This window comes from Pseudomonas bijieensis, from assembly GCF_013347965.1.
Classification (GTDB): domain Bacteria; phylum Pseudomonadota; class Gammaproteobacteria; order Pseudomonadales; family Pseudomonadaceae; genus Aquipseudomonas; species Aquipseudomonas bijieensis.
Window position 1 is genome coordinate 4483972 of the sequence record NZ_CP048810.1, and the last position, 24974, is coordinate 4508945.

The window sequence follows — 24974 nt, forward strand, 5'->3', positions numbered from 1 at the left end:
CGCCACGGCCACCATGAGGCTTTTGCATGCAGTATCGCGACTTGCGCGACTTTATCAGCGGTCTGGAACAGCGCGGCGAACTCAAGCGCATCCAGGTGCCGGTGTCCCCCGTCCTGGAAATGACCGAGGTCTGCGACCGCACCCTGCGCGCGAAAGGCCCGGCGCTGTTGTTCGAAAACCCGACGGGTTATGACATTCCAGTGCTGGGCAACCTGTTCGGCACGCCGGAGCGCGTGGCCTTGGGCATGGGGGCCGAAGCCGTCAGCGAGCTGCGCGAAATCGGCAAGCTGCTGGCGTTCCTCAAGGAGCCCGAGCCGCCGAAAGGCCTGAAGGACGCTTGGTCCAAGCTGCCGATTTTCCGCAAGATCATTGCCATGGCGCCCAAAGTCGTCAAGGACGCGATCTGCCAGGAAGTGGTGATCGAGGGCGACGATGTCGACCTGGCCATGCTCCCGGTGCAGACCTGCTGGCCGGGCGACGTGGGGCCGCTGATCACCTGGGGCCTGACTGTCACCAAAGGCCCGAACAAGGACCGCCAGAACCTGGGCATCTATCGTCAGCAGGTGATTGGCCGCAACAAAGTCATCATGCGCTGGCTGAGCCATCGCGGCGGTGCATTGGACTACCGCGAGTGGTGTGAAAAACACCCCGGCCAGCCATTCCCGGTGTCGGTAGCCCTGGGCGCGGACCCGGCGACCATCCTCGGCGCCGTCACGCCTGTGCCGGACAGCCTCTCCGAATATGCGTTCGCCGGCCTGTTGCGCGGCAACCGTACTGAGCTGGTGAAGTGCCGTGGCAATGACCTGCAAGTACCGGCCACCGCCGAGATTATCCTCGAAGGGGTGATCCATCCCGGCGAAATGGCCGATGAAGGCCCGTACGGCGACCACACCGGCTACTACAACGAAGTCGACAGCTTCCCGGTGTTCACCGTCGAGCGCATCACCCATCGGATCAAGCCGATTTACCACAGCACTTACACCGGCCGTCCGCCCGATGAACCGGCCATTCTCGGCGTGGCGCTGAACGAAGTGTTCGTGCCGATCCTGCAGAAGCAGTTTCCGGAAATCACCGATTTCTACCTGCCGCCGGAAGGCTGTTCGTACCGGATGGCCGTGGTGACCATGAAGAAGTCGTATCCGGGGCACGCCAAGCGGGTCATGCTTGGGGTCTGGTCGTTTTTGCGACAGTTCATGTACACCAAGTTCGTTATCGTCACCGACGACGATATCAACGCACGGGACTGGAACGACGTGATCTGGGCCATCACCACGCGCATGGACCCCAAGCGCGATACGGTGATGATCGAGAATACGCCGATCGACTACCTCGACTTCGCCTCGCCGGTGTCTGGCCTGGGTTCGAAGATGGGGCTCGATGCCACGCATAAATGGCCCGGTGAAACCACTCGTGAGTGGGGCCGGGTTATCGTCAAGGATGAAGCCGTTACCCAACGGATCGATGCCATCTGGAATCAGTTAGGAATAGATTGATGCGTGTAACCTTGCAGCCTTCCGGGGCGGTGCTGGAGATACGGCCCGCCGAGCGGATTCTCGATGGCGCGCGGCGCCTGGGCTACGAATGCCCGCAAAGCTGCCGCAACGGCAACTGCCACGTCTGTGGTGCGTTGCTGGTGGAGGGCCGTGTGGAACAGGCTGGCGAGGTGCGCGATCACGGTGAGATCTTCACCTGCATCGCCGAACCGCTGGAGGACTGCGTGGTGTTGTGGGATGGCGTGCTGGCGCCGGGTGAACTGCCGGTACGCAACCTGGCGTGCCAGGTGATCGAGTGTGCCGACGTGGGGGGGGATGTCTGGCGAGTGCGCCTGCGTGCGCCGGCCGGCAAGCCACCGCGCTATCACGCCGGGCAGTACCTGATGATCGAACGGGAGAATGGCGAAAAATCGGCCTTCTCCCTGGCCTCGGCACCGCATTCCGGGCGCGAACTGCAGTTGCATGTATTGGTGCGCGAAAGCAGTGCACAGGCGCTGCTGGAGCAACTGCGACGCAACCCCAGCGTGCGCGTCGAAATGCCTTTTGGTGATACGCATTTATCCGAACTGCCGGACGGCCCGTTGGTATTGATCGCCGCCGGCACCGGCATGGCGCAGATGCACAGCCTGATCGAGCATTGCCGGGCCGCGGGTTTCAAGCATCCGGTGCATCTGTATTGGGGCGTGCGGCGGCCGGAAGATTTCTATGAAATCGAGCATTGGGATGAATGGAAAAAACTGCCGAACCTGTTCCTGCACAAAGTCGTCAGCGATTTGTGCGGTTGGGAAGGGCGCTGCGGAATGCTCCATGAAGCCGTGTGCGAGGACATCAGCGATCTTTCCGGCGTCCACGTCTATGCCAGTGGCTCGCCGGCCATGATCTACGCCACGCTCGATGCGCTGGTGGAAGCCGGGATGGACGCCCACCAGATGCGTGCCGATGTGTTTGCGTATGCGCCGCGGGCATAAACCGCACCCCCTTCCTCTTGAGAAGTGCTTTTGTGGCGAGGGAGCTTGCTCCCGCTGGGCTGCGTAGCGGCCCCGACACTTTGCGGTCGCTGCGCAACCGAACGGGAGCAAGCTCCCTCGCCACTGTCCACTCATCGATATAACTTCATATATTTCGTTTCGATATTTAGTCCTTGGGCCAGATACCGATAACGTATATAGGGAGTGGATGGCATTTAACTTGCCTTGATCCCCGTGAACGTCAACCCCATGACGTCCCCCATTTACTTTTCAACCTGCGAGGAGCCAACCGCTACCGGCCATGACCGCTATCGAATCCGCCATTACCTGTGCCTTGTACCCACCAAGGCTCGACCTGGGGCCTCAACTGACCCGTGAGCAATTGCTCGCCTCGATGCAATCGACCATGAGTCTCCACCAGGGCGGTCCGGTCTGGCTGTTCGCGTACGGTTCATTGATCTGGCGGCCGGAGTGCACGGCGGTGGAGCGGATGCGCGGCCGGGTCCATGGTTATCATCGCGGTTTGTACCTGTGGTCTCACGAACACCGTGGTACGCCGGAGTTGCCGGGGTTGGTGTTCGGGCTGGATCGCGGCGGTTCGTGCAGCGGTTTCGCCTACCGGTTGCCGCAGGAGAATCTCGAGGATTCGCTGTTTGCCCTCTGGCAGCGCGAGATGCCGGTCCCGTCCTATCGCCCGCACTGGCTCAGTTGCCGTCTCGAGGATGGCAGCCGGGTGCAAGCCTTGGGGTTTGTATTGGAGCGGCACCTGCCCAGCTATGCCGGCAACTTGCCGGACCATGTGCTGAGCCAGGTGTTCGAAAGCGCCTGCGGGCGTTACGGCACCACTCGCGATTACGTCGAGCAGACCATCCACGCCCTGCGTAGCCACGCCATGCCAGATCGGAATCTGGAGGCGCGGCTCAAGCGCTGCAAATCAGCGCTGGATCAGGCCACCGCTTCGCGGCTCTGACTGGCGATTTGCTTGTGCCACAAGGTTGGCGCGAGGAATGCCATCGCCAGCAGGCAGGCACCGATCAGCAGCACAAAACCACCGTCCCAGCCGAAATGATCCACGGTGTAGCCCATGGCGGCACTGGCCGCGACCGAACCACCCAGGTAACCAAACAAGCCAGTGAAGCCTGCGGCGGTACCGGCGGCTTTCTTCGGCGCCAGTTCCAGTGCCTGCAAACCGATCAGCATCACCGGGCCGTAGATCAGGAAACCGATGGAAACCAGGGCGATCATGTCGACGGTCGGGTTGCCGGCCGGGTTCAGCCAGTACACCAGCGTTGCCACGGTCACCAGGGCCATGAACACCATGCCCGTCAGGCCACGGTTGCCGCGGAAGATCTTGTCCGACATCCAGCCACACAGCAGTGTGCCGGGAATACCCGCCCACTCGTAGAAGAAATAGGCCCAGGAACTCTTGTCCACGGTGAAGCCCTTGGCTTCCTTGAGGTAGGTCGGCGCCCAGTCCAGCACGCCGTAGCGCAGCAGGTAGACAAATACGTTGGCCATGGCGATGTACCAGAGCATTTTGTTGCGCAGCACGTATTTGACGAAGATTTCCTTGGCGCTGAATTCGTTCTCGTGACTGGCGTCGTAGCCTTCCGGATAGTCGTTCTTGTATTTCTCGATCGGCGGCAGGCCCACCGATTGCGGGGTGTCGCGCATGGTCACGAAGGCGAACACGGCAACGGCGAGCGCTACAGCGGCGGGCACATAGAAGGCCGCGTGCCAATCATTGAACCAGCCCATTCCCAGCAGGAACAACGGGCCGATCAGGCCGCCGCCGACGTTGTGTGCCACGTTCCACACCGACACCACGCCGCCGCGTTCTTTCTGCGACCACCAATGCACCATGGTCCGTCCGCTTGGCGGCCAGCCCATGCCCTGGGCCCAGCCGTTGATGAACAGCAGGATGAACATCATGGTCACGCTGGAGGTTGCCCAAGGCGCGAAACCGAACACGAACATCACCCCCGCCGAGACCAGCAAGCCGAAGGGCAGGAAGTAGCGTGGGTTGGAGCGGTCGGACACCAGGCCCATCAGGAACTTCGACAGCCCGTAGGCGATGGCGATGGCCGACATGGCCAGGCCCAGCTGGCCACGGGTGTAACCCTCGTCGATCAGGTACGGCATGGCCAGGGAGAAGTTCTTGCGCAGCAGGTAATAGCCGGCGTAGCCAATGAAGATCCCGGCGAAGATCTGCCAGCGAAGGCGTCGGTAGGTGCTGTCTATTTTTTCATCAGGCAGGGCTGCCTGATGGGGGGCGGGACGAAAGAAAGCAAACATTCAAGTGCTCCAGGTTCTTGTTATGACTGCGGATGCGAATGTTACAGTTTCGTTACCGAAAATAGCATTGCTTCTTATCGCTTAAACAGGGGAAATTTTTCCTTATCGAATGTTCTTAAGTGAACATGTCGCTCAGATATAAATGAAGGACGTTGTAAGAGATGTCAGCCCAGGTTTTTTGAGCTGACTCGCATCAGGGGGATGTTGAAGGAGATTCGCGAGCCGCGTGAACGCTCGCCGGTAGCGGTCCGCAGCGCCAGGCCCGGACCGCCCTGACGCATTCAACGCACTTGCACGACCACCTTTCCTACCGCCTTGCGCTGCCCAAGGTCATTAATCGCCTGGGCGGCCTTGCTCAGCGGGTACACCTGCGACACCAGGGGCTTGAGCTTGCCCTCGGCAAACCAGGCAAACAATTGCTGGAAGTTGGCGGCGTTGTCCTGGGGCTGGCGTTGGGCGAAGGAGCCCCAGAACACGCCCACCACGGCGGCGCCCTTGAGCAGGGCGAGGTTCACCGGCAATTCGGGGATGCGCCCGCTGGCAAAGCCCACCACCAGCAGCCGACCGTTCCAGGCGATGGCGCGGATGGCCTGGTCGAACAGGTCGCCGCCCACCGGATCGTAGATCACGTCGGCGCCCTGGCCGTCGGTAAGGCGTTTGATTTCATCCTTGAGGCTGGTTTCGTTGTAGTTGATCAACTCGTCGGCGCCAGCGGCCTTGGCCACGGCGAGTTTTTCCGTGCTGCTGGCGGCGGCGATGACCCGGGCGCCCATGGCCTTGCCAATCTCCACCGCTGCCAGGCCGACACCGCCGGAGGCGCCGAGCACCAGCAGGGTTTCGCCGGGCTGCAGGTTGGCCCGTTGCTTGAGGGCGTGCATCGAAGTGCCGTAGGTCATGCTGAAGGCGGCGGCGGTGTTGAAGTCCATGGACGCGGGGATCGGCAACACGTTGTAGCCTGGTACCGCCACCTGTTCGGCAAAGCTGCCCCAGCCGGTCAGCGCCATCACCCGGTCGCCGACTTTCAAGTGCGTGACTTTCTCTCCCACCGCGCTGACGACCCCCGCCGCTTCGCCGCCGGGGGAAAACGGGAAGGGTGGCTTGAATTGATATTTACCCTCGATGATCAGCGTGTCAGGGAAATTCACCCCCGCGGCATGCACGTCCAGCAGCACTTCGTTCTTCTTCGCGATGGGGCTGGCGACGTCTTCCAGCACCAGCGATTCGGCGGGGCCGAATTCTTTGCACAGCACGGCTTTCATCAGGGCTATTCCTTTGGGAGTGATGGCCGATAAGTGTAGGTGTGAGAGACAACGGGTCAACGAGCATGCCTCGCCCTGATAGCCGGCCATAAGCTTGTGCTTGAACGGCGGGGCGGTATGCTGGGCCGCAAACCGGATGAGGAATCAATTGTGAAAGCGTGGATCATGTTGATGCTGGCCCTGTCGTTGCCTGTGGCGGCGATGGCCGAAGAGGGCAAGGAAGCGAAGGAAGGCGAGGCGCCGAAGGTCAGTTACATCACCCTCAGCCCACCGTTCGTGGGCAACTATGGCTTGGACGGCACGGCAAAGCTGAAGGTCTACAAGGCCGATGTGGCCCTGCGCGTGACCGGTGACGCCGCGGCTGCGGCGGTCAAGGCCAACGAGCCGCTGATCCGTAACCAGCTGGTGGCGTTGTTCGCCCAGCAGACCACCGAGACGATGAACAACCTCGAAGCCAAGGAAAAGTTGCGCCAGGAAGCGTTGAAGCAGACCCAGCAGGTCATGAACGACGAAACCGGCAAGCCGATGGTCGACGATCTGTTGTTCAACAACCTGATCATTCAATAAACCGCCTTTATCGCAGCCTTTGGCAGTGCCAGGATATCCAGGCGCCGCCAACGGCTGCTTTTTTTCGTCAAGACGCCAGGCTTTTCCGAAACCGGCCCAGGGCGATTGCAAAGAACAACAGCCCGATGGCCGCCAGTGCCAGCAGGTCTGGCCAGATCACGCCAAGGCCGGCATCACGGAACAGGATCGCCGCGCTGAGGCTGACGAAATGCGTCGAGGGTGAGCCCTGCATCACCCATTGCAACCATTGCGGCATGCTGTCCAGCGGTGTGCTGCCGCCCGACAACAGCAGCATCGGGATGATGACCGGGATCGCCAGCAAACCGAATTGCGGCGTCGAACGGGCGAGGGTGGCGAGGAAGATGCCCAGTGCGGTACTGGCGAACAGGTAGAGTGCGGTCACCAGCAGGAAGAGCACCATGGAGCCGGCAAGTGGTACGCCCAGGGCGAACTTGACGATGATTTCCAGCGACGCCCAGGTGCACAGCACCACCACCAGCAGGTTGCTCCAGATTTTCGCCAGCATGATTTCCAATGCTGTCAGCGGCAGCACCAGCAAGTGGTCGAGGGTGCCGTGCTCGCGCTCGCGCAGCAGCGCGGTACCCGTCAGGATGATGGCCAGGATCGTGATGTTGTTGACGATCTGGATCACCGCCAGGAACCAGCCACCTTCCAGATTGGTATTGAACAGCGAACGCGTGGTCAGCCTCACGGGCGTTGCTTCGTTCGTTTGTGCCTGGCCGGCGTAGGTTGTCAGTTCCTGTTGGAAAATCCGTCCGATGTAGCCGGCACCCATGAACGCCTGGCTCATGGCCGTGGCGTCGACGTTGAGTTGCAGCGTCGGTTCGCGTCCTGCGAGCAGGTCGGCCTGGAAGTTGGCGGGCACGTTGATGACAAAGGTGTAGCGGCCACTGTCCATGACCTTGTCCAGTTCGGCGTAGGGCAATGCCACAGGGCTCTGGAACTCCGGCGGTTGCAGGACCTGGGCCAGTTGGCGCGAGAGATGGCTCTGGTCTTCGTCCACTATGGCGACACTGGCGTTGTGCACGCCGATCACTGAGCCGGCGGCCGGCATGTAGATCGCCACCGTGAAGGCGTAGCCCAGGAACAGCAGCAGAACAGAGTCGTACCTCAGGCTGGTCAGTTCCTTGAGCCCAAGACGCCAGATATGTGAAAGCGTGTGCATCAGGCCTCCTGCTTTTTCAGCATGATCAGGCTGAGCCCGGTGAAGCCCAGGAAAAACCCGCCCAGCGTCAGGCATTGCGGCCATAGCTGGCGCAGATCCAGGGCCTTGGTGAAGGTGCCGACAGCGATATCCAGGAAGTAACCAGCGGGAAACAACTGGCCCATCACCGAAGCGGCACCCTCCAGGGATGAGCGCGGCACGATCAGCCCCGAGAACTGGATGGTCGGCAGGCTGGTGATGATCATGGTGCCGAGGATCGCCGCGATCTGGGTGCGGGTGAACGCCGAGATCAGCAGCCCCATGCTGGTGGTCGCCAGTACATAGAGCAGGCCGCCCACCGCCAGCGTCAGGCCGCTGCCCTTGAACGGCACACCGAACAGCCAGCGGTTCATCGCTGTCAGCAGGGCGAGGTTGATCAGGCTGACCGCCAGGTAGGGCGCTTGTTTGCCCAGCAGGAATTCCAGGCGGGCCAGCGGCGTGGCGTAGAAATTGGTGATCGAGCCCAGCTCCTTCTCCCGCACGATGCCCAGCGCCGTCAACATGGCCGGAATGAATGCCAGGATCAGTGCCATGACCCCCGGGCCGATGGCGTTGACGCTGACCACGTCCTGGTTATAGCGAAAGCGCGTCTCCAGCTTCGCACTGGGTTGCCGGATGGGCGCGCGGCTGCTGGATTCAACCAGTTGCTCAAGGTTGGCCTGGTGCACCGCCTGGACGTAGTTGCGACTGGTCTCGGCTCGAAACGGTATGCCGCCGTCCAGCCAGGCGCCCACCGTCGGCTGGCGGCCGGCGTAAAGGTCACGACCGAAACCGGGGGGGATTTCCAGGGCCAGCTTGATCTCCGAGCGCTGCAAACGTCGATGCAGCTCCTTCGCGTCGCGGATGATCGGCTGCTCCTCGAAGTAGCGTGAGCTGCGGAACGCTTCCAGGTAGGCACGGCTTTGCGGGCTCTGATCCTGGTCATACACGGCGAAGGCCAGTTTCTCTACATCGAGGGAAATACCGAAGCCGAAGACCACCATCATGAACAAGGCGCCCAGCAAGGCGAATGCCATCCGCACCTTGTCGCGCAGCAGCTCCTTGCCTTCCCGGCTGGCGACGGCCCACAGGCGACCGAGGCTCAGGCCGCGCCGGTCCCGGGGGGCGTTGGCGCTGTCGAGGGTCACGGGGGCGGCGTCTTGCTGCGTCTGGCCCTGGGCGTTTTCCAGGCAGGTGACGAACGCGGCTTCCAGCGTCTGCCCGTTGAACTGCGCCTGCAAGGCCGCTGGCGTGTCGCAGGCCAGGACCTTGCCGGCGTGCATCAGCGAAATGCGATCGCAGCGCTGGGCCTCGTTCATGAAGTGCGTGGAAAGGAAAATCGTCACGCCCTGTTCGCGAGACAACTCGATCAACAGCCGCCAGAAATCATCCCGCGCCGCTGGATCGACACCTGAGGTCGGCTCATCGAGGATCAGGACTTCCGGGCGATGCAACACCGCCACCGCCAAGGACAGACGCTGGCGCAGGCCCAGAGGTAGCGCGCCGGACGTTTGGTCCGCCAGTTCCTGGAGGTTGAAGCGCTGGATCAGTTCGTCGATGCGCTGGCGGCTGTCCGCAGTGGGCAGATCGAACAGCTTGGCGTGCAGTTCCAGGTTCTGGCGCACGCTCAGTTCGCCATAGAGCGAAAAGCTCTGGGACATGAACCCCACTCGCTTGCGGGTGGCGAGGTCCTTGGCGTTGACCGGGTTGCCCAGCAGCCGGGCACTGCCTTCGCTGGCGGGGATCAGCCCGGTCAGCACCTTCATGGTGGTGGTCTTGCCGCAACCGTTGGAACCCAGGAAGCCAAAGATTTCACCGCGACCAATCGCGAAGCTGACGTTATCGACAGCGGTGAAATCGCCAAAGCGCAAGGTGAGGTCGTGGGCCTGGATGGCAATGTCGGTAGTGTTGGCGGTCCTGGGGGGGATCACCAGCGGTTCGGCGTCATGGCCGCTGTCGCCCTGGAAATGGGTGAAGGCCGAATCGAGCTTGCCGTCCGGTGAAACCTTGGCCAGTTCCGCACTCAAGCCCTTGGCGATCAAGCGACCATTGTCGAGCATCAGGCAGTGCTCGAATTGCTCGGCCTCTTCCATGTACGCCGTGGCGACCAGCAGGGTCAGTTGCGGCCGTTGTCGGCGCACGTCCTCGATCAGTTCCCAGAAGCGTCGGCGGGACAGCGGGTCCACACCCGTGGTGGGTTCATCGAGAATCAGCAGGTCCGGTTCATGGATCAGCGCGCAACACAGGCCGAGCTTTTGTTTCATGCCGCCGGACAGTTTGCCCGCCGGGCGGTCGGCAAAACGCTGCAGATCGGTGGCCAGCAGCAAGGTGCCCATGCGTTGTTCGCATTCAGCCCGTGATAGCCCGAACAGCGTGCCGAAGAACTGAATGTTCTCGCGTATCGACAGGTCCGGGTAAAGGTTGCCCCCCAGCCCTTGAGGCATGAAGGCAATGCGTCGGTAGAGGGTGCTGCGATGGCGTCGATCATCGATCGAGGCGCCGAGCACGTCCAGTTGGCCGTGCTGGAGCTTCTTCACCCCGGCAATCAGCCCCAGCAGGCTCGATTTGCCGGCACCGTCCGGGCCGATCAGGCCGCAGCGAGTGCCGGCGGGCAGGCTGAAGGTAATATCGCTCAGCGCCACATGCTGGCCGTAGCGGTGTTCGAGACCCGAGGCGTGCACTACCTCGCCGGCGGAGGCGTTCATTGCAAGTTGGCCGGCCAGTCGATGGGGGCGGTGCGTACATAGCCGGCGCCGGGCATGCCGGGTTTGGCCTGGGGCACTTCGCCGGGGCGGGTCAGGCGGACTTTGACGCGGAACACCAGTTTCTGCCGCTCATCACGGGTCTCGACTTCTTTCGGGGTGAACTGGGATTTGGCCGCGACGAAGCTGATCTTGGCTGGTAACGGTCGCTCGGGCAGGGCGTCGAGCAACAGCCGCGCTTCGTCGCCCACTGCCAATTTCCCCGCTACCGACGCCGGCAGATAGAGGTTCATGTATTGGTCGTTCGGATCGATCATCAGCAATACTCGACCGCCTGCCCCCAGCACTTCACCGGGCTCGGCCAGGCGCAACTGGATCACACCGTCGAGGGGCGCGCGCAACGTACTGTCATCTATTTCGCTGGTGAGCTGGGCCACCTGGGCCAGGGTCGCGCCGATGGCCGCATTCGCCGCCGATACCTGGGCCCGGGCGGCGTTGACCGCAGCGTTGGCGGTGTCGACGCTGGCTTGTTGCTGGTCGAGGACCTGGCCGCTGGCGTAACCGCGCTTGAACAGTTCCTGGGTTCGCTTGAGTTCTTGATGGGCGAGCAATTGTTCGCTCTGGCGCAGTTGCACGTTGGCTTCGGTGGCGGCGAGGTTCTGCCGGGCCCGCACGACTTCGGCCTCGGCCTGGTTGCGCTGGGCCTCCAGGGTGCGGGTGTCCATGCGCGCCAGCACTTGGCCCTTGATGACGTTGTCGCCTTCGTCGACCTGAACTTCGGCCAGGCGCCCGGGAGTCTTGCTGGCGATCTGGACCTCGGTGGCCTCAAGGCGGCCGTTGCCCATGCTCAGGCCTTCCGGCAGGCGATCGTGGCGCGATTTCCAATAGCCGAAACCGCCGGCGGCCAGCAACACGGTCATCAAGGCGAGGGCAAAAAAGCGAGAGGTACGATGGTTCGTCGACATGTCCGGCATCCTGCGGCTGTAGCATCGAAGTCTGCAGGATCAACGACCGACCGCGCTTGATATCCATCAACTCATCGGCGATCAGCGTAGCGCAATGACCGCTGCCCATTGTTCGGCCGTGACAGGCATCACCGACAGCCGCGAGCCTTTCTGCACCAGCGGCATTTCAGCCAGGGCAGTCTGTTGCTTGAGGTAGTCGAGCTTCAGCACGCGGGGGAAGGTCTCGACATGGGCCACGTCGATCGCGGTCCAGGGGTTTTTATCCGGACTGGCCTTGGGGTCGAAGTAATGGCTGTCGGATTCCAGCGCCGTTGGGTCAGGGTAGGCCGCGCGGACGATCCGGCCGATTCCGGCAATGCCTGGCTCGGGGCAGCTGGAGTGATAGAAAAAGAACGCATCGTCCACCGCCATGGCCCGCAGGAAATTACGCGCCTGGTAGTTGCGAACCCCGTCCCAGCGGGCCTGGCCGAGTTTTTCCAAACCTTGGATGGATAATTCGTCGGGCTCGGATTTCATCAGCCAATAGGCCATGATTGCTACTCCTTGGCGGTGTTGAAAAAATAGTTCAGCGATTTTATGACAAACCGACAGTCGGTTGACGCCAGAGTTTGCGTGTCGCCGCAGGTTGCCGCAAAATGCCGGCCTTCCAAGCTTGACGCTGCTGCACGGCCAATAAGAAAACCGCTGCTGTCATCGTGTGTGATATGCCTTGAGGGGGGCAATCGATGAAACGCAAACCGGATTTGTTGTGGATCTTGGTCATTCTGTTCGGTCTGGGTGTCGTGACCACGGGTTACGCCCAAAGCCTGTGGGCCAACAAGACCGAGGCGCCGGTGGATATCACCCAACCCGCGCCATCGCTCAAACGCTGAGCCTGCTTTCCTGGCGCCGCTGATTACCGCGGCGCCTACCCCGCGATATACCAATGCCTGTCGCTGACCGTTCCCTGCAGCGGCACGTCCCAGCTTGCCTGCGCCAATCGTTCGACTTTCTGGCATTCATGGGCCAGCCCCAATAGCGTCGGCTTGCGCCACTGCTTGCGTCGCGCCAGATACGCCAGGCTACGGTCATAAAAGCCACCGCCCATGCCCAGCCGGCCTCCCGCATCGTCGAACCCCACCAGTGGCAACAACACCAGATCCAATGTCCAGACCTTGCGCTGGCGGGCGATGTTCTTGCGCGGTTCAGGAATACGAAAGCGGTTGGGCTGCATTTTTTCGCCGGCGTGGATGCGCTGGAACACCATCTTGGTCTGTGGCCACGGGCTGAGCACCGGCAGATAAGTGGCCTTGCCCCGGCGCTGGGCCGCGCGCAGCAGCAGGCGCGGGTCGATCTCACCGTCGTTGGGCAGGTACAGGGCGATGTGTTTCGCACGGCGAAACAGCGGATGCTGGGCCAGTTGTCTGTACAGCCCGCGGGCGGCTTGCCGTTGCTGGGCGGGTGTCAGGGCACGACGGGCCTGGCGCAGCAGGCGTCGAAGTTGCGGGCGGGGCAGCAGCGCGGGTTCGGTCATATCGATGCTTCACGGAGTCGGCGACGGAGCACAGCGTAACCGCAAAACAGGACGCTCAGAAATGCCTGCGCCAGAAACGACAATGCCAGTCCGCATAGACTGGCATTGTCTGGAGTCAGGCTCCCCGGATGAACCGCTGTCGGCTTAGCCCTTGAACCCGAAAGTTCAAGGTGGAAGTTGCAGGGGGCGTTAAGGCTTTCCGTCAAGCGGACATGCACACCGGCCCCAACGTGCAACCCCCGTGGTTGTGCGTATCGGCTCAGGGACATCACCAACTGGCAAGCACCCCAGGGAGTGAGGCGAGTATACCCCAGGCAGCCTCGCGAATCAGCCCTTGCTGACGTCTGGATCGGTGGCGAGCACCAGATCCACCCGATCGAGCAGGTCGCGCACCTGTTCACGGGTCGAGCCGCTGACCTGTACGTCTGGCGTATCCTGGCGATGCAACAGGTCGTGGGTGATGTTCAAGGCGGCCATCACGGCGATGCGGTCGGCGCCGATGACTTTGCCGCTGCTGCGGATCTCGCGCATCTTGCCGTCCAGGTAACGGGCGGCGCTCACCAGGTTGCTGCGCTCTTCCTGGGGGCAGATGATCGAATATTCTTTGTCGAGGATCTGCACGGTAACGCTATTGCTTGAACTCATGAGTCTTGCTCCAGGGCCTTGAGGCGCGAAATCATCGATTCGACCTTACGCCGGGCGATTTCGTTTTTTTCAATGAGGTGCGCGCGTTCCTCGCGCCAGGTCTTTTCCTGAGCTAATAGGAGTCCGTTTTGGCTCTTAAGTTGCTCGACCCGGTCAATTAGCAACTCGAGTCTGGCCATCAGCGCTTGCAGGTCGGTGTCTTCCATTGTGTCCACTGAAGATTGTGTCTGATGGAGGGATGTAGGTCGTACAGCCTCTGATAGTCTTGGCGAGTCTGTCGATGTAGGATACAAGGCCTCCATTCTAGACATAGCGCCGTCTGGCGCCTAGCTACCCATGCCCATTCAGAATTCCCCGTATCAAGCATTCGCCACCCTGCTGAGCACCAGCGGTCATCCTGTCTCGCCTGCCGAACTGCATGGCCTGCTGCTCGGTCGCAGCTGCGCCGGCGCCGGTTTCGATGCCAACGGCTGGTTGGCCGACGCCGCCGAGCTGCTGGAAGGCGAGCCGGCGGACAACGTCCGTAACGCGCTCATCGGCCTGCAGGAAATGGTCAAGGGCGAACTGACCAGCGACGACATGACCGTCGTCCTGCTGCTGCCCACTGACGACGCCCCCCTGGCCGAACGCGCCGCTGCGCTGGGCCAGTGGTGCCAGGGCTTCCTCGCCGGCTTTGGCTTGACCCGCCGCGAATACGCCTTGAGCGAAGAGGCCAAGGAAGTGTTGCAGGACTTGGCGGCGATCTCCCAGGTCCAGGATGCCCTGGAAGAGTCCGATGACGGCGAAAGCGACTACATGGAAGTGATGGAGTACCTGCGGGTCGCGCCATTGCTGCTGTTCACCGAGACCAAGAAAACCGATGCAGCGGCCCCCAAGCCATCCTTGCATTAATTTTTAGAGGGAACACCGTCTGCCCATGATTCATATCCCGAAATCGGAATACAGCCGTCGCCGCAAGGCCCTGATGGCGCAGATGGAACCCAACAGCATCGCAATCCTGCCCGCCGCCGCCGTTGCGATCCGCAACCGCGACGTCGAGCACGTCTACCGCCAGGACAGCGACTTCCAGTACCTCAGCGGCTTTCCCGAACCGCAAGCGGTGCTGGTGCTGATGCCCGGTCGGGCCCATGGCGAATACATCCTCTTTTGTCGCGAGCGCAACGCCGAACGTGAGTTGTGGGATGGCCTGCGCGCCGGCCAGGAAGGCGCGATCCGTGACTACGGTGCCGACGACGCATTTCCCATCACCGACATCGACGACATCCTGCCGGGCCTGATCGAAGGCCGCGACCGGGTGTATTCGGCCATGGGCAGCAACCCTGAATTCGACCGACACCTGATGGAGTGGATCAACGTGATTCGCTCCAAGGCTCACCTCGGTGCCCAGCCGCCGAACGAATTCGTTGCCCTGGATCATCTGCTGCATGACATGCGCCTGTATAAATCGGCGGCAGAAGTGAAAGTGATGCGCGAAGCGGCGCGGATTTCCGCCCAGGCGCATGTCCGGGCGATGCAGGCGGCTCGCCCGGGGCTGCATGAATTCAGCCTCGAAGCCGAGCTCGATTATGAGTTCCGCAAGGGCGGGGCGAAGATGCCGGCCTATGGCTCGATCGTCGCGTCGGGGCGCAACAGCTGCATCCTGCATTACCAGCAGAACGACGCGCCGCTCAAGGATGGCGATCTGGTGCTGATCGACGCCGGCTGTGAAATCGACTGCTATGCCAGCGATATCACCCGTACCTGGCCGGTCAGTGGCAAGTTTTCACCCGAGCAGAAGGCGATCTACGAAGTGGTGCTGGCCGCCCAGGAAGCCGCGTTTGCCCAGATCGCGCCGGACAAGCATTGGAACCAGGCCCATGAAGCGACAGTCCGGGTCATTACCGAAGGCCTGGTGCGCCTGGGGTTGCTGCAAGGCGAAGTGGACGAGCTGATCGCCAGCGAAGCCTACCGGGCGTTCTACATGCACCGCGCCGGCCACTGGCTGGGCATGGACGTGCATGACGTGGGCGAGTACCGGGTCGGCGGCGAGTGGCGGGTACTGGAGATCGGCATGACCCTGACGGTGGAGCCGGGCATCTACATCAGCCCGAACAACCGCAGCGTAGCGAAAAAATGGCGCGGCATTGGCGTGCGCATCGAGGATGACGTGGTAGTGACCAAAACCGGTTGTGAAATCCTGAGCCAGGGCGTGCCGAAAACGGTCGCCGACATCGAGGCCCTGATGGCCGCCGCCCGGACTCAAGCGGCATGAGCCGGGTCAACTTGGCGATCATTGGCGGCGGCCTGGTCGGTGCGAGCCTGGCCCTGGCGCTGCAGGCCGGTGCCAAGGCCCGGGGCTGGAAGATCATGCTGATCGAGCCCTTCGCCCCCGGCCATGCCTGGCAGCCGAGCTACGACGCCCGTTCTTCGGCGTTGTCCTACGGGGCCCGGCAGATCTATCAACGCTTGGGCGTCTGGCAGGAAATTTCCCGTCGCGCCGAGCCGATCAAACAGATCCACGTTTCCGATCGCGGGCGATTCTCCACGGCGCGCCTGTCGGCCATGGAAGAAGGCGTGCCGGCCCTGGGTTACGTGGTGGAGAACGCCTGGCTCGGACAGTGCCTGTGGCAAGCTCTGGATAACGAAGTGGTCAGTTGGCGCTGCCCGGCGCAGGTCACTCGGATGGAACCGCTGGTCGGCGGTTATCGCCTGACCCTCGACGACGAAACCACCCTGGAGTGCGACCTTGCCGTACTGGCTGATGGCGGCCGCTCCGGGCTGCGCGAGCAACTGGGCGTCGGCGTGCGTAATCGGCCTTATGACCAGAGTGCGTTGATTGCCAACATCACCCCCAGCGAAGCCCACAACGGCATGGCCTTCGAACGCTTCACCGATGACGGCCCGATGGCCTTGTTGCCGCTGCCGGAGAATCGTTGCGCGCTGGTCTGGACCCGTCAGGGCATGGACGCGCAACGGCTGGCGGCCCTCGACGAGCGCAGCTTCCTCAGCGAATTGCAGGGTGTGTTCGGTTATCGCCTGGGTACGCTGAAGCAGGTGGGCGTGCGACATCTGTATCCGCTGGCACTGGTGGAGGCCGAAGAGCAGGTACGTCCGCACTTGGCGATCCTCGGCAACGCCGCCCACAGCCTGCACCCGATTGCCGGGCAGGGGTTCAACCTGTCCCTGCGCGACGCCCAGGCCCTGGCCGATGCCTTGCTCGACAGCGAAAGCGAGCCTGGGGATTTTGCCGTGCTGCAAGCCTACCGCGAGCGCCAGCGAATGGATCAGGCCCTGACCGTCGGGTTTTCCGACCAGGTCACGCGCTTGTTCGCCAGCAGCCTGCCATTGGTGTCCCTGGGGCGTAACCTCGGCCTGCTGGGCCTCGACCTGCTGCCTCCGGCCAAGCGTTGGTTCGCCCGCCAGGCCATGGGGCTGGGGACGCGTCCCGATGTTTGAGGACGGGGCTGTCATTTCTTTTCATGGGCGGCTGATGTCGCCAGCAAAACAGGCTTAGAGCATGGAATTGCGTGCAGATCTGCTGATTGTCGGCGCCGGTATGGTCGGCAGCGCCCTGGCGCTGGCGTTGCAGGGCAGTGGCCTGCAAGTGCTGCTGCTCGACGGCAGCCCGATGAGCGTCAAACCCTTCGATGCCCAGGCCGCGTTCGAGCCCCGGGTCAGTGCCTTGTCGACGGCCAGCCAGCGGATTCTCGATCGCCTGGGCGTCTGGGACGGTATCACCGCCCGGCGGGCCAGCCCCTACACCGATATGCACGTCTGGGACGGCAGCGGCACTGGGCAGATCCATTTTTCGGCCGCCAGCCTGCATGCCGAGGCGCTTGGGCACATCGTTGAAAACCGCGTCGTGCAGGACGCCTTGCTGGATCGATTGCATGACTGCGACCTGGGCCTGCTGGCCAATGCCCGGCTGGAACAGATGCGCCGTTCCGGTGACGACTGGCTGCTGACCCTGGCCGATGGCCGTACCTTGCGAGCACCGCTGGTGATTGCCGCCGACGGCGCGAATTCAGCTGTGCGGCGCCTGACCGGTGTGGCGACGAGGGAATGGGATTACCTGCACCACGCCATCGTCACCAGCGTGCGTAGCGCCCGGCCCCATCGAATGACGGCATGGCAGCGCTTCACCGACAACGGTCCGCTGGCGTTCCTGCCACTTGAGCGTGATGGCCAGCACGACTGGTGCTCGATCGTCTGGTCCACCACCCCTGGTGAAGCGCAACGCTTGATGGCGCTCGACGACACAGCGTTCTGCAACGAACTGGAACGGGCCTTCGAAGGCCTGCTCGGTACGGTCGTGAGTGCCGACCCGCGACTTTGCGTGCCCCTGCGCCAACGGCATGCCAAGCGTTACGTGGCCGAAGGGCTGGCGCTGATCGGCGACGCCGCCCATACCATTCACCCTTTGGCCGGGCAGGGCGTGAACCTGGGTTTCCTCGACGCCGCCGTACTGGCCGAAGTGCTGTTGCAAGCGGCTGGACGTGGCGAACGGCTGGCGGATGTGAAGGTGTTGAGCCGCTACGAGCGGCGACGCATGCCCCATAACCTGGCACTGATGGCGGCCATGGAGGGGTTCGAGCGGTTGTTCCAGGCCGATCCGTTGCCGGTGCGCTGGTTGCGTAATACCGGGCTGAAGCTGGTAGACCGCATGCCTGAGGCCAAGGCGCTGTTCGTGCGCGAAGCGCTGGGGTTGATTGGGGATTTGCCGGATTTGGCCAAGGCTTAGATTTTTGTTGGGGCCAAAGGCCTCATCGCGGGCAAGCCTTGCTCCCACTGGTGTGCATTGTGGGACGAGCTTTTGTGGGAGCAAGGCTTGCCCGCGATTGCGGATGCAAAAACACAGCACATCTCATAGCTGCAACATTTGGAAATGTGTCCACCCACTGTTCGATTGAGAAGCCAAATGTGAGTCCTTATCATTTGCGCACTTCATCCTCGAGAGACCGCCTCCATGTCGGCACCCAAGCGCCTGCTGTCCGCCCTCGCCTTGACCCTGATCGGTACGACTGCTGCCCAGGCCGCCGATGAGGTGGTGGTCTACTCCTCGCGTATCGACGAGCTGATCAAGCCAGTCTTCGATGCCTATACCAAGAAGACCGGCGTGTCGGTGAAGTTCATCACCGACAAGGAAGCGCCGCTGATGCAGCGGATCAAGGCCGAAGGCGAGAGCGCCACCGCCGACCTGCTGCTCACCGTCGACGCCGGCAACCTCTGGCAGGCCGAGCAGATGGGCATTCTCCAGCCGTTCACCTCCCCGGTGATCGACGCCAACATCCCCTCTCAATACCGTGCTTCTTCCCACGCCTGGACCGGTTTGAGCCTGCGGGCCCGGACCATTGTCTACTCCACCGACCGGGTTAAACCGAACGAATTGACCACCTATGAAGCGTTGGCTGGCAAAGAGTGGGAAGGCCGCTTGTGCCTGAGGACCTCGAAAAAGGTCTACAACCAGTCCCTGACCGCCACGCTGATCGAAACCCACGGGGCGGAAAAAACCGAGGAAATCCTCAAGGGCTGGGTCAGGAACCTGTCCACCGACGTGTTCTCCGACGACACTGCACTGCTTGAAGCGATCAATGCTGGCCAGTGCGATGTCGGCATCGTCAACACCTACTACTACGGCCGCTTGCACCAGCAGAAGCCGGACCTGAAGGTGAAGCTGTTCTGGCCGAACCAGGCCGACCGTGGCGTGCACATCAACCTTTCGGGTATTGGCTTGACCAAGCATGCACCGCATCCGGAGGCCGCGAAGAAGCTGGTGGAATGGATGACCACGCCAGAGGCGCAGAGCATCTTCGCCGACGTGAACCAGGAGTTCCCGGCCAATCCGAAGGTGGAGCCTTCCAAGGAAGTGGCAGCCTGGGGCAAGTTCAAGGCCGATACCCTGCCGGTGGAAGTCGCGGGTAAACGCCAGGCTGAAGCCATTCGCATGATGGATCGCGCTGGCTGGAACTGAGACCAGTCCTGTTCAGTTCATTGATAACATGTGGCGAGGGAGCTTGCTCCCGCTGGAGGGCGAAGCCCTCCCAGAGTATCTGCGGGCCATGGTCCGGAACTTTGGGGTCTACTTCGTAGCCCAGCGGGAGCAAGCTCCCTCGCCACGTGACTATTTGTTTAATGAGAGTTTTCCTTGGCCCACCCCGCCCAACGCCGCTGGTACCCCCTGGTCTTCGCCATCGCCGCGCTGGTCCTGATGCCCCTGAGCGTCCTGCTGCTGTCCTGGCAGAGCATCGACCAACAGATCTGGTCCCATCTGTGGGACACCCAGATGCCACGTCTGTTGGGCAATACCCTCACGTTGATCCTCGGGGTGGGTGTCGGGGTGACGTTACTGGGTGTCAGCCTCGCCTGGCTCACCAGCCTGTGTGAGTTCCCGGGGCGACGTTGGCTCGACTGGGCGTTGATGCTGCCGTTTGCGATTCCAGCCTATGTGTTGGCGTTTGTCTTCGTTGGGCTGCTGGATTTTTCAGGCCCCGTGCAGACGCTGATGCGTGAATGGTTCGGCAGCGGCCTGCGCCTGCCCCGGGTGCGCTCCACCGGCGGGGTGATCCTGGTGCTGGTCCTGGTGTTTTACCCTTATGTCTATCTGCTGGCGCGAAGTGCCTTCCTGGCCCAGGGCAAGGGCTTGATGGAAGCCGCCCGGGTGCTGGGGCAGTCGCCGTGGCAGGCGTTCTGGCGCGTGGCGTTGCCGATGGCCCGGCCGGCTATCGGTGCGGGCGTGGCGCTGGCGCTGATGGAAACTCTGGCGGATTTCGGCGCGGTATCGGTCTTCAACTTCGACACCTTCACCACCGCCATCTACAAGACCTGGTACGGCTTCTTCAGCCTCTCCAGCGCCGCCCAACTGGCCAGCCTGTTGTTGTTGGCAGTGATGCTGGTGCTCTACGGTGAACGCCGGGCCCGCGGTGCCCACCGAGCCAGTAACGAGCCGCCCCGGGTCAAGGCTCTGTACACGTTGCGCGGCCTCAAGGCCGTGGCAGCCAGCAGTTGGTGCTTCCTGGTCTTTGCCTGTGCATTTGTCATTCCGGTGGTGCAGTTGGTGGTGTGGTTCTGGCAGCGCGGTCGCTTTGACCTGGACGAGCGTTATGCCGGGCTGATCCTTCACACCCTCTACCTGGGAGGCCTGGCCGCCCTGATCACCGTTTGCGTCGCCTTGTTGCTGGCGTTCGCCCGGCGGCTCGCGCCGACCCGCCCCATTCGTGCTGGCGTCGGCCTGGCGAACCTGGGCTATGCCTTGCCCGGTTCGGTGCTGGCGGTGTCGATCATGCTTGCATTCAGCTTTCTGGACCGTGAGCTGGTCATCCCGCTGTCGACCTGGTTCGGCGGTGCAGGCAAGCCGTTGTTGCTGGGCAGCCTGTCGGCACTGTTGCTGGCGTATCTGGTGCGCTTCCTGGCCGTGGCCTACGGACCGTTGGAGAGCAGCCTGGCGCGAATTCGCCCGTCCTTGCCCGAAGCGGCACGCAGCCTTGGGGTCAGTGGGCCACGACTGTTTTTCAAAGTGTATCTGCCGTTGCTGTTGCCCGGCACCTTGAGCGCGGCGTTGCTGGTGTTCGTCGACGTGCTCAAGGAAATGCCCGCGACCCTGCTGATGCGCCCGTTCGGCTGGGACACGCTGGCGGTGCGGATCTTCGAAATGACCAGCGAAGGGGAGTGGGCCCGGGCCGCGCTGCCGGCGCTGACCCTGGTGTTGGTTGGGTTATTGCCGGTCATCGGATTGATACGACGTTCGGCCCATCGAAACAGCTAGGTGCCAGTCCTACCTCATGCGGCTACAATGCGCGGCATTCGGTGCGGTCCGTCTGTCGGACCGGGTAACTGAGAGCGTCAGAAAACTCCTTTTTTCAGGCGTTCGCGCTACGCAGTGCCCGTCCGCACCTTCGCCAAGCCCGGAAGGAGAAACCCATGGGACAGCGTACGCCTCTGTATGACCTTCATCTCGCCCTCGGCGCGAAGATGGTCGATTTTGGCGGTTGGGATATGCCTTTGCACTACGGCTCGCAAGTCGAAGAACACCATCAGGTGCGTCGCGACTGCGGTGTGTTCGATGTCTCCCACATGACCGTGATCGATGTCGCAGGCGTCCAGGCCAAGGCCTGGCTCCAGCGTTTGCTGGCCAATGACGTCGATCGTTTGCAGGACGCAGGAAGTGCCCTGTACAGCGCGATGCTCAACGAGCGCGGCGGCATCGTCGACGACATGATCGTCTACCGTGTCGAAGACGGTTATCGGCTGGTCTTCAACGCCTCGACCCGCGATCAGGACCTGGCCTGGATGCAAGCACAGCTCGGTGACTACGATGTGCAGCTGCATGAGCGACCCGAACTGGCGATGCTGGCGATCCAGGGCCCCCAGGCCCGGCAGAAGATTGCTGAACTGGTGACGCAACAGCGTGGGCAAATCATCCAGCAACTCAAGCCTTTCGAAGGTCGCGCCGACGGCGAATGGTTCATTGCCCGGACCGGCTACACCGGCGAGGATGGCCTGGAAATCGTCCTGCCTGCCCAGGAGGCGCCGAGTTTCTTCAACGACCTGGTAGGTGCCGGCATTTCGCCCATCGGCCTTGGCGCTCGCGATACCTTGCGCCTGGAGGCCGGCATGAACCTCTACGGCCAGGACATCCACCAGGATGTTTCCCCGCTGGCCTCGAACATGGCCTGGAGTATCGCCTGGGAACCGGCGAACCGTCAGTTCATCGGGCGCAGTGCGCTGGAAACCGAGCTTGCCAGCGGCGTGCAGCACAAACTGGTCGGGCTGGTGCTGGAAGAACGCGGCGTTTTACGCGCCCATCAGGTGGTTCGCATCGCCAATGTTGGCGAAGGGGAGATCACCAGTGGTAGTTTTTCTCCTACGCTTAGCAAGTCGATCGCCCTGGCACGTGTTCCGATGGCTACCGCCGACCGTGCCGAGGTAGAAATTCGCGGCAAGTGGTATCCGGTACGGGTGGTCAAGCCGACCTTCGTCCGCCATGGCAAAACCCTGATCTAACCTTTTGCGGCGGGCCGCTGGCCGCTGACACTTCTCTTGAGGACACAGAGTATGAGTTTTATCCCTACCGATTTGCATTTTGCCGAAAGCCATGAGTGGGCACGCCTGGAAGCTGACGGTAGCGTCACCGTGGGCATCAGCGATCATGCGCAGGAAGCCTTGGGCGATGTGGTATTTGTCGAGTTGCCCGAGGTTGGTAAGGTGTTTTCCGCAAATGACCAGGCCGGTGTGGTTGAGTCGGTCAAGGCCGCTTCCGATATCTATTCCCCGATTGCAGGTGAAGTGATCGCGGTCAACGAGGAGTTGGGCGGTTCGCCGGAACTGCTGAACTCCGAGCCGTACAGCGCCTGGATCTTCAAGCTCAAGCCAAGCGACAAGACCGAGTTGGGCAATTTGCTCGACGCGGCCGGCTATAAGTCCGCTATCGGCGAATAACCCGGATCTAATGTGGGAGCGGGCTTGCTCGCGAAAGCGGTGTGTCAGGTTCAGTAGTGTTGACTGATACGCCGCTTTCGCGAGCAAGCCCGCTCCCACAGGATATTGGGGGGCAGCCTTGGGATGTTCACCGGGCAAAAAAATGCCGCTCAATCGAGCGGCATTTTTTATTGGGCGGGAATCAGTCCTGGGCGACGGCGTTTTTCGCCAGGATCGCGTTGGCCAGCTCCATGTCGGTGGCTTGCAGGCCTGGGTTGTCGGCACGAACTTTTTTGCATCGCCGCTTCCAGGTAGGGGCCACGAATACCGCCATCACTGGCAACGAAGCTACCGGCATCGTCCTGGGCAGCGACGATCAGCTTGTGATCCTTGAAGGTCAGGTAGGTGGATCCGGTGGTCGCGCCGGATGAGATGACGTTACGCCAAAACGTGTCGGCCATTGCCGAGCCAACAGGAAGAGACAGCAAGGCTAGGGTAGCGACAGCAAGTTTGAGACGCATGATAGGTGACTCCACTGGGTTAACTATGACTTTGGATTACCTGCGCCTCTATTCAGTTCCATGACTTGTCAGTCAGCCCGTTCCACCTGCAGCACCGCGCCTTCCTGTGCCACTACCCTGACCCGCGTGCCAACGGCCGACTCGGGCCCCTTGGCCAGCCAGACACTGTCGGCCACCTTGATCTTGCCACGGCCATCGACAATCGCTTCATGAACCGGGAAAACCTTGCCGATCAGCTCCTGGCCGCGCAGGTTCAGGTGCGGCTGGTCGCTTTGGCGCACAGCGCTGCGCTGGCGCTGCCACCAGTACAGTGCCGTTGCGATGGCGAACAGGCCGAACAACAGGAACTGCATTTCCCACGACATCTGCGGCAGGATGAACGTGAGCACGCCGACCGCGGCGGCGGCCATGCCGATCCACAGCAAGTAGCCGCCGGCGCCGAACACTTCAAGGATCAGCAGGATGACGCCCAGCGCCAGCCAGTCCCAATACGACATGTGTTGCAGGAACTCCCACATAGACGCGCCTCAGGCTTTCTTGCTGTCGAAGGTGGCCCTGACGATCTCGCCGATGCCGCCGACCGCACCGATGACCTGGCTGGCTTCCAGCGGCATCAGAATCACCTTGCTGTTGTTGGCCGAAGCCAGCTTGCCCAGCGCATCGATGTATTTCTGCGCGACGAAATAGTTCACGGCCTGGACATTACCGTCGGCAATCGCCTGGGACACCACCTGGGTGGCCAGTGCTTCGGCCTGTGCCTGACGCTCGCGGGCCTCGGACTCCAGGAACGCGGCCTGGCGGCTGCCCTCGGCCTCGAGGATTTGCGCCTGCTTCTTGCCTTCGGCGGTGAGAATCGCCGACGCTCGCAGGCCCTCGGCTTCGAGGATCTGGGCACGCTTGATACGTTCGGCTTTCATTTGTCCCGACATGGCGGCCATCAGGTCGGCCGGTGGGCTGATGTCCTTGATCTCGATCCGGGTGATCTTGATGCCCCATGGCGCCGTGGCTTCATCGACGGTGCGCAGCAGTTTTTCGTTGATACCGTCACGCTGGCTCAGCATCGCGTCCAGCTCCATGGACCCCAGCACGGTACGGATGTTGGTTTGCAACAGGTTGCGGATGGCGTGTTCGAGGTTGTTGACCTCGTAGGCCGCCTGGGCCGTATTGACCACCTGGAAGAAGCACACGGCGTCGATCTGCACTGTGGCGTTGTCGGCGGTAATGACTTCCTGGGGCGGGATGTCCAGTACGCTTTCCATGACATTGATCTTGCGCCCGATGCGATCCATCACCGGGATGATGATGTTCAGGCCGGGCTTGAGCGTGTTGGTGTAGCGCCCGAACCGCTCGACAGTCCATTGGTAGCCCTGGGGCACGACCTTGAAACCCATGAACAGGATGGCGACCACGAGGCCGATGAAAAGTAGAAGTACGCTACCGATCTGCATG

At 62.1% G+C, this 24974-nt stretch carries 24 protein-coding genes, 1 other RNA gene and 1 pseudogene; 13 read left to right on the plus strand and 13 right to left on the minus strand.

Annotation, left to right across the window (positions count from 1 at the left end):
* The first annotated feature begins 26 nt into the window (after nt 1-26).
* The 3 genes from ubiD to GN234_RS19580 all read left to right on the plus strand — a co-directional run bounded on the left by ubiD (nt 27) and on the right by GN234_RS19580 (nt 3431).
* Nucleotides 27-1493 carry a 4-hydroxy-3-polyprenylbenzoate decarboxylase gene (ubiD, locus tag GN234_RS19570; RefSeq protein ID WP_014340789.1) on the plus strand — a complete coding sequence of 489 codons (1467 nt, stop codon included), beginning with the start codon at nt 27-29 and terminating at the stop codon, nt 1491-1493.
* Nucleotides 1493-2461 (plus strand): CDP-6-deoxy-delta-3,4-glucoseen reductase, encoded by a 969-nt coding sequence (locus GN234_RS19575; RefSeq protein WP_109752594.1) that lies wholly within the window; start codon nt 1493-1495, stop codon nt 2459-2461. Before ubiD ends, GN234_RS19575 begins: the two co-directional genes overlap by 1 nt.
* Nucleotides 2462-2762: 301 nt before the next feature.
* Complete coding sequence (locus tag GN234_RS19580; protein ID WP_109752592.1) at nt 2763-3431, plus strand: gamma-glutamylcyclotransferase; 669 nt, start codon at nt 2763-2765, stop codon at nt 3429-3431.
* Here GN234_RS19580 and glpT read toward each other — a convergent pair.
* Nucleotides 3407-4756, minus strand: coding sequence for a glycerol-3-phosphate transporter (glpT, locus tag GN234_RS19585; RefSeq protein WP_109752590.1), 1350 nt, complete (start codon nt 4754-4756; stop codon nt 3407-3409). The genes GN234_RS19580 and glpT overlap by 25 nt on opposite strands.
* Before the next feature lie 281 nt (nt 4757-5037).
* Entirely contained in the window at nt 5038-6015 is a 978-nt protein-coding gene (locus tag GN234_RS19590) for an NADPH:quinone oxidoreductase family protein (RefSeq protein WP_176688941.1), read from the minus strand.
* Between the two features lie 150 nt (nt 6016-6165).
* On the opposite strand from GN234_RS19590, the gene GN234_RS19595 reads away from it, so the two are divergent.
* The gene (locus tag GN234_RS19595; protein WP_134926307.1) at nt 6166-6582 is read left to right on the plus strand and encodes a flagellar basal body-associated protein FliL; all 417 of its coding nucleotides are present in this window, start codon (nt 6166-6168) and stop codon (nt 6580-6582) included.
* A 67-nt stretch (nt 6583-6649) separates the two neighbouring features.
* On the opposite strand, the gene GN234_RS19600 is transcribed toward GN234_RS19595, so the two are convergent.
* The 4 genes from GN234_RS19600 to GN234_RS19615 form a co-directional block, all read right to left on the minus strand.
* Entirely contained in the window at nt 6650-7768 is a 1119-nt protein-coding gene (locus tag GN234_RS19600; RefSeq protein WP_176688942.1) for an ABC transporter permease, read from the minus strand.
* Nucleotides 7768-10491: a ribosome-associated ATPase/putative transporter RbbA gene (gene rbbA / locus GN234_RS19605; protein WP_176688943.1), complete on the minus strand. Its 2724-nt coding sequence runs from the start codon at nt 10489-10491 to the stop codon at nt 7768-7770. The genes GN234_RS19600 and rbbA overlap by 1 nt, the downstream gene beginning before the upstream one ends.
* Nucleotides 10488-11453: an HlyD family secretion protein gene (locus GN234_RS19610; protein WP_163856224.1), complete on the minus strand. Its 966-nt coding sequence runs from the start codon at nt 11451-11453 to the stop codon at nt 10488-10490. The genes rbbA and GN234_RS19610 overlap by 4 nt, the downstream gene beginning before the upstream one ends.
* An 81-nt stretch (nt 11454-11534) precedes the next feature.
* A complete protein-coding gene (locus GN234_RS19615) occupies nt 11535-11984 on the minus strand; it encodes an EVE domain-containing protein (RefSeq protein ID WP_109752580.1) in 450 nt (149 codons plus the stop codon).
* A gap of 194 nt (nt 11985-12178) precedes the next feature.
* Here GN234_RS19615 and GN234_RS19620 point away from each other — a divergent pair, with 194 nt between their 5' ends.
* Complete coding sequence (locus GN234_RS19620) at nt 12179-12325, plus strand: hypothetical protein (protein WP_162893876.1); 147 nt, start codon at nt 12179-12181, stop codon at nt 12323-12325.
* A 35-nt stretch (nt 12326-12360) separates the two neighbouring features.
* Here the strand turns inward: GN234_RS19620 and GN234_RS19625 are convergent, their stop codons facing one another.
* The 4 genes from GN234_RS19625 to GN234_RS19640 form a co-directional block, all read right to left on the minus strand.
* The gene (locus tag GN234_RS19625) at nt 12361-12966 is read right to left on the minus strand and encodes a 5-formyltetrahydrofolate cyclo-ligase (RefSeq protein WP_109752579.1); all 606 of its coding nucleotides are present in this window, start codon (nt 12964-12966) and stop codon (nt 12361-12363) included.
* A gap of 117 nt (nt 12967-13083) precedes the next feature.
* Nucleotides 13084-13263, minus strand: a non-coding RNA gene (ssrS, locus tag GN234_RS19630) — 6S RNA.
* Between the two features lie 30 nt (nt 13264-13293).
* Complete coding sequence (locus tag GN234_RS19635) at nt 13294-13611, minus strand: cell division protein ZapA (protein ID WP_039590276.1); 318 nt, start codon at nt 13609-13611, stop codon at nt 13294-13296.
* Nucleotides 13608-13817, minus strand: a complete 210-nt coding sequence (locus GN234_RS19640) for a TIGR02449 family protein (RefSeq protein ID WP_003177365.1) — start codon at nt 13815-13817, stop codon at nt 13608-13610. Before GN234_RS19640 ends, GN234_RS19635 begins: the two co-directional genes overlap by 4 nt.
* A gap of 130 nt (nt 13818-13947) precedes the next feature.
* Here GN234_RS19640 and GN234_RS19645 point away from each other — a divergent pair, with 130 nt between their 5' ends.
* The 8 genes from GN234_RS19645 to gcvH all read left to right on the plus strand — a co-directional run bounded on the left by GN234_RS19645 (nt 13948) and on the right by gcvH (nt 23025).
* Nucleotides 13948-14502: a YecA/YgfB family protein gene (locus GN234_RS19645; RefSeq protein WP_163856228.1), complete on the plus strand. Its 555-nt coding sequence runs from the start codon at nt 13948-13950 to the stop codon at nt 14500-14502.
* A gap of 25 nt (nt 14503-14527) precedes the next feature.
* Complete coding sequence (gene pepP / locus GN234_RS19650) at nt 14528-15862, plus strand: Xaa-Pro aminopeptidase (RefSeq protein ID WP_109752578.1); 1335 nt, start codon at nt 14528-14530, stop codon at nt 15860-15862.
* Nucleotides 15859-17046 carry a 2-octaprenyl-6-methoxyphenyl hydroxylase gene (gene ubiH, locus GN234_RS19655; RefSeq protein WP_109752576.1) on the plus strand — a complete coding sequence of 396 codons (1188 nt, stop codon included), beginning with the start codon at nt 15859-15861 and terminating at the stop codon, nt 17044-17046. The genes pepP and ubiH overlap by 4 nt, the downstream gene beginning before the upstream one ends.
* A gap of 67 nt (nt 17047-17113) precedes the next feature.
* Nucleotides 17114-18331 carry a 2-octaprenyl-3-methyl-6-methoxy-1,4-benzoquinol hydroxylase gene (locus tag GN234_RS19660; protein WP_176689610.1) on the plus strand — a complete coding sequence of 406 codons (1218 nt, stop codon included), beginning with the start codon at nt 17114-17116 and terminating at the stop codon, nt 18329-18331.
* 225 nt (nt 18332-18556) lie between these two features.
* Nucleotides 18557-19561 carry an extracellular solute-binding protein gene (locus GN234_RS19665; protein WP_163856235.1) on the plus strand — a complete coding sequence of 335 codons (1005 nt, stop codon included), beginning with the start codon at nt 18557-18559 and terminating at the stop codon, nt 19559-19561.
* 174 nt (nt 19562-19735) lie between these two features.
* Nucleotides 19736-21352, plus strand: a complete 1617-nt coding sequence (locus tag GN234_RS19670) for an ABC transporter permease (protein ID WP_176688944.1) — start codon at nt 19736-19738, stop codon at nt 21350-21352.
* A 155-nt stretch (nt 21353-21507) separates the two neighbouring features.
* Nucleotides 21508-22590: a glycine cleavage system aminomethyltransferase GcvT gene (gene gcvT, locus GN234_RS19675; RefSeq protein WP_109752569.1), complete on the plus strand. Its 1083-nt coding sequence runs from the start codon at nt 21508-21510 to the stop codon at nt 22588-22590.
* A gap of 51 nt (nt 22591-22641) precedes the next feature.
* Nucleotides 22642-23025, plus strand: coding sequence for a glycine cleavage system protein GcvH (gene gcvH / locus GN234_RS19680; protein WP_176688945.1), 384 nt, complete (start codon nt 22642-22644; stop codon nt 23023-23025).
* Nucleotides 23026-23206: 181 nt separating this feature from the next.
* Here gcvH and GN234_RS19685 read toward each other — a convergent pair.
* The 3 genes and pseudogenes from GN234_RS19685 to GN234_RS19695 all read right to left on the minus strand — a co-directional run bounded on the left by GN234_RS19685 (nt 23207) and on the right by GN234_RS19695 (nt 24973).
* Nucleotides 23207-23528 (minus strand): annotated as a pseudogene (locus GN234_RS19685) (DUF2388 domain-containing protein).
* 65 nt (nt 23529-23593) lie between these two features.
* Nucleotides 23594-24043 (minus strand): NfeD family protein, encoded by a 450-nt coding sequence (locus GN234_RS19690; RefSeq protein WP_109752565.1) that lies wholly within the window; start codon nt 24041-24043, stop codon nt 23594-23596.
* A 9-nt stretch (nt 24044-24052) separates the two neighbouring features.
* The gene (locus tag GN234_RS19695) at nt 24053-24973 is read right to left on the minus strand and encodes an SPFH domain-containing protein (RefSeq protein ID WP_014340768.1); all 921 of its coding nucleotides are present in this window, start codon (nt 24971-24973) and stop codon (nt 24053-24055) included.
* Nucleotide 24974: the final 1 nt, after the last annotated feature.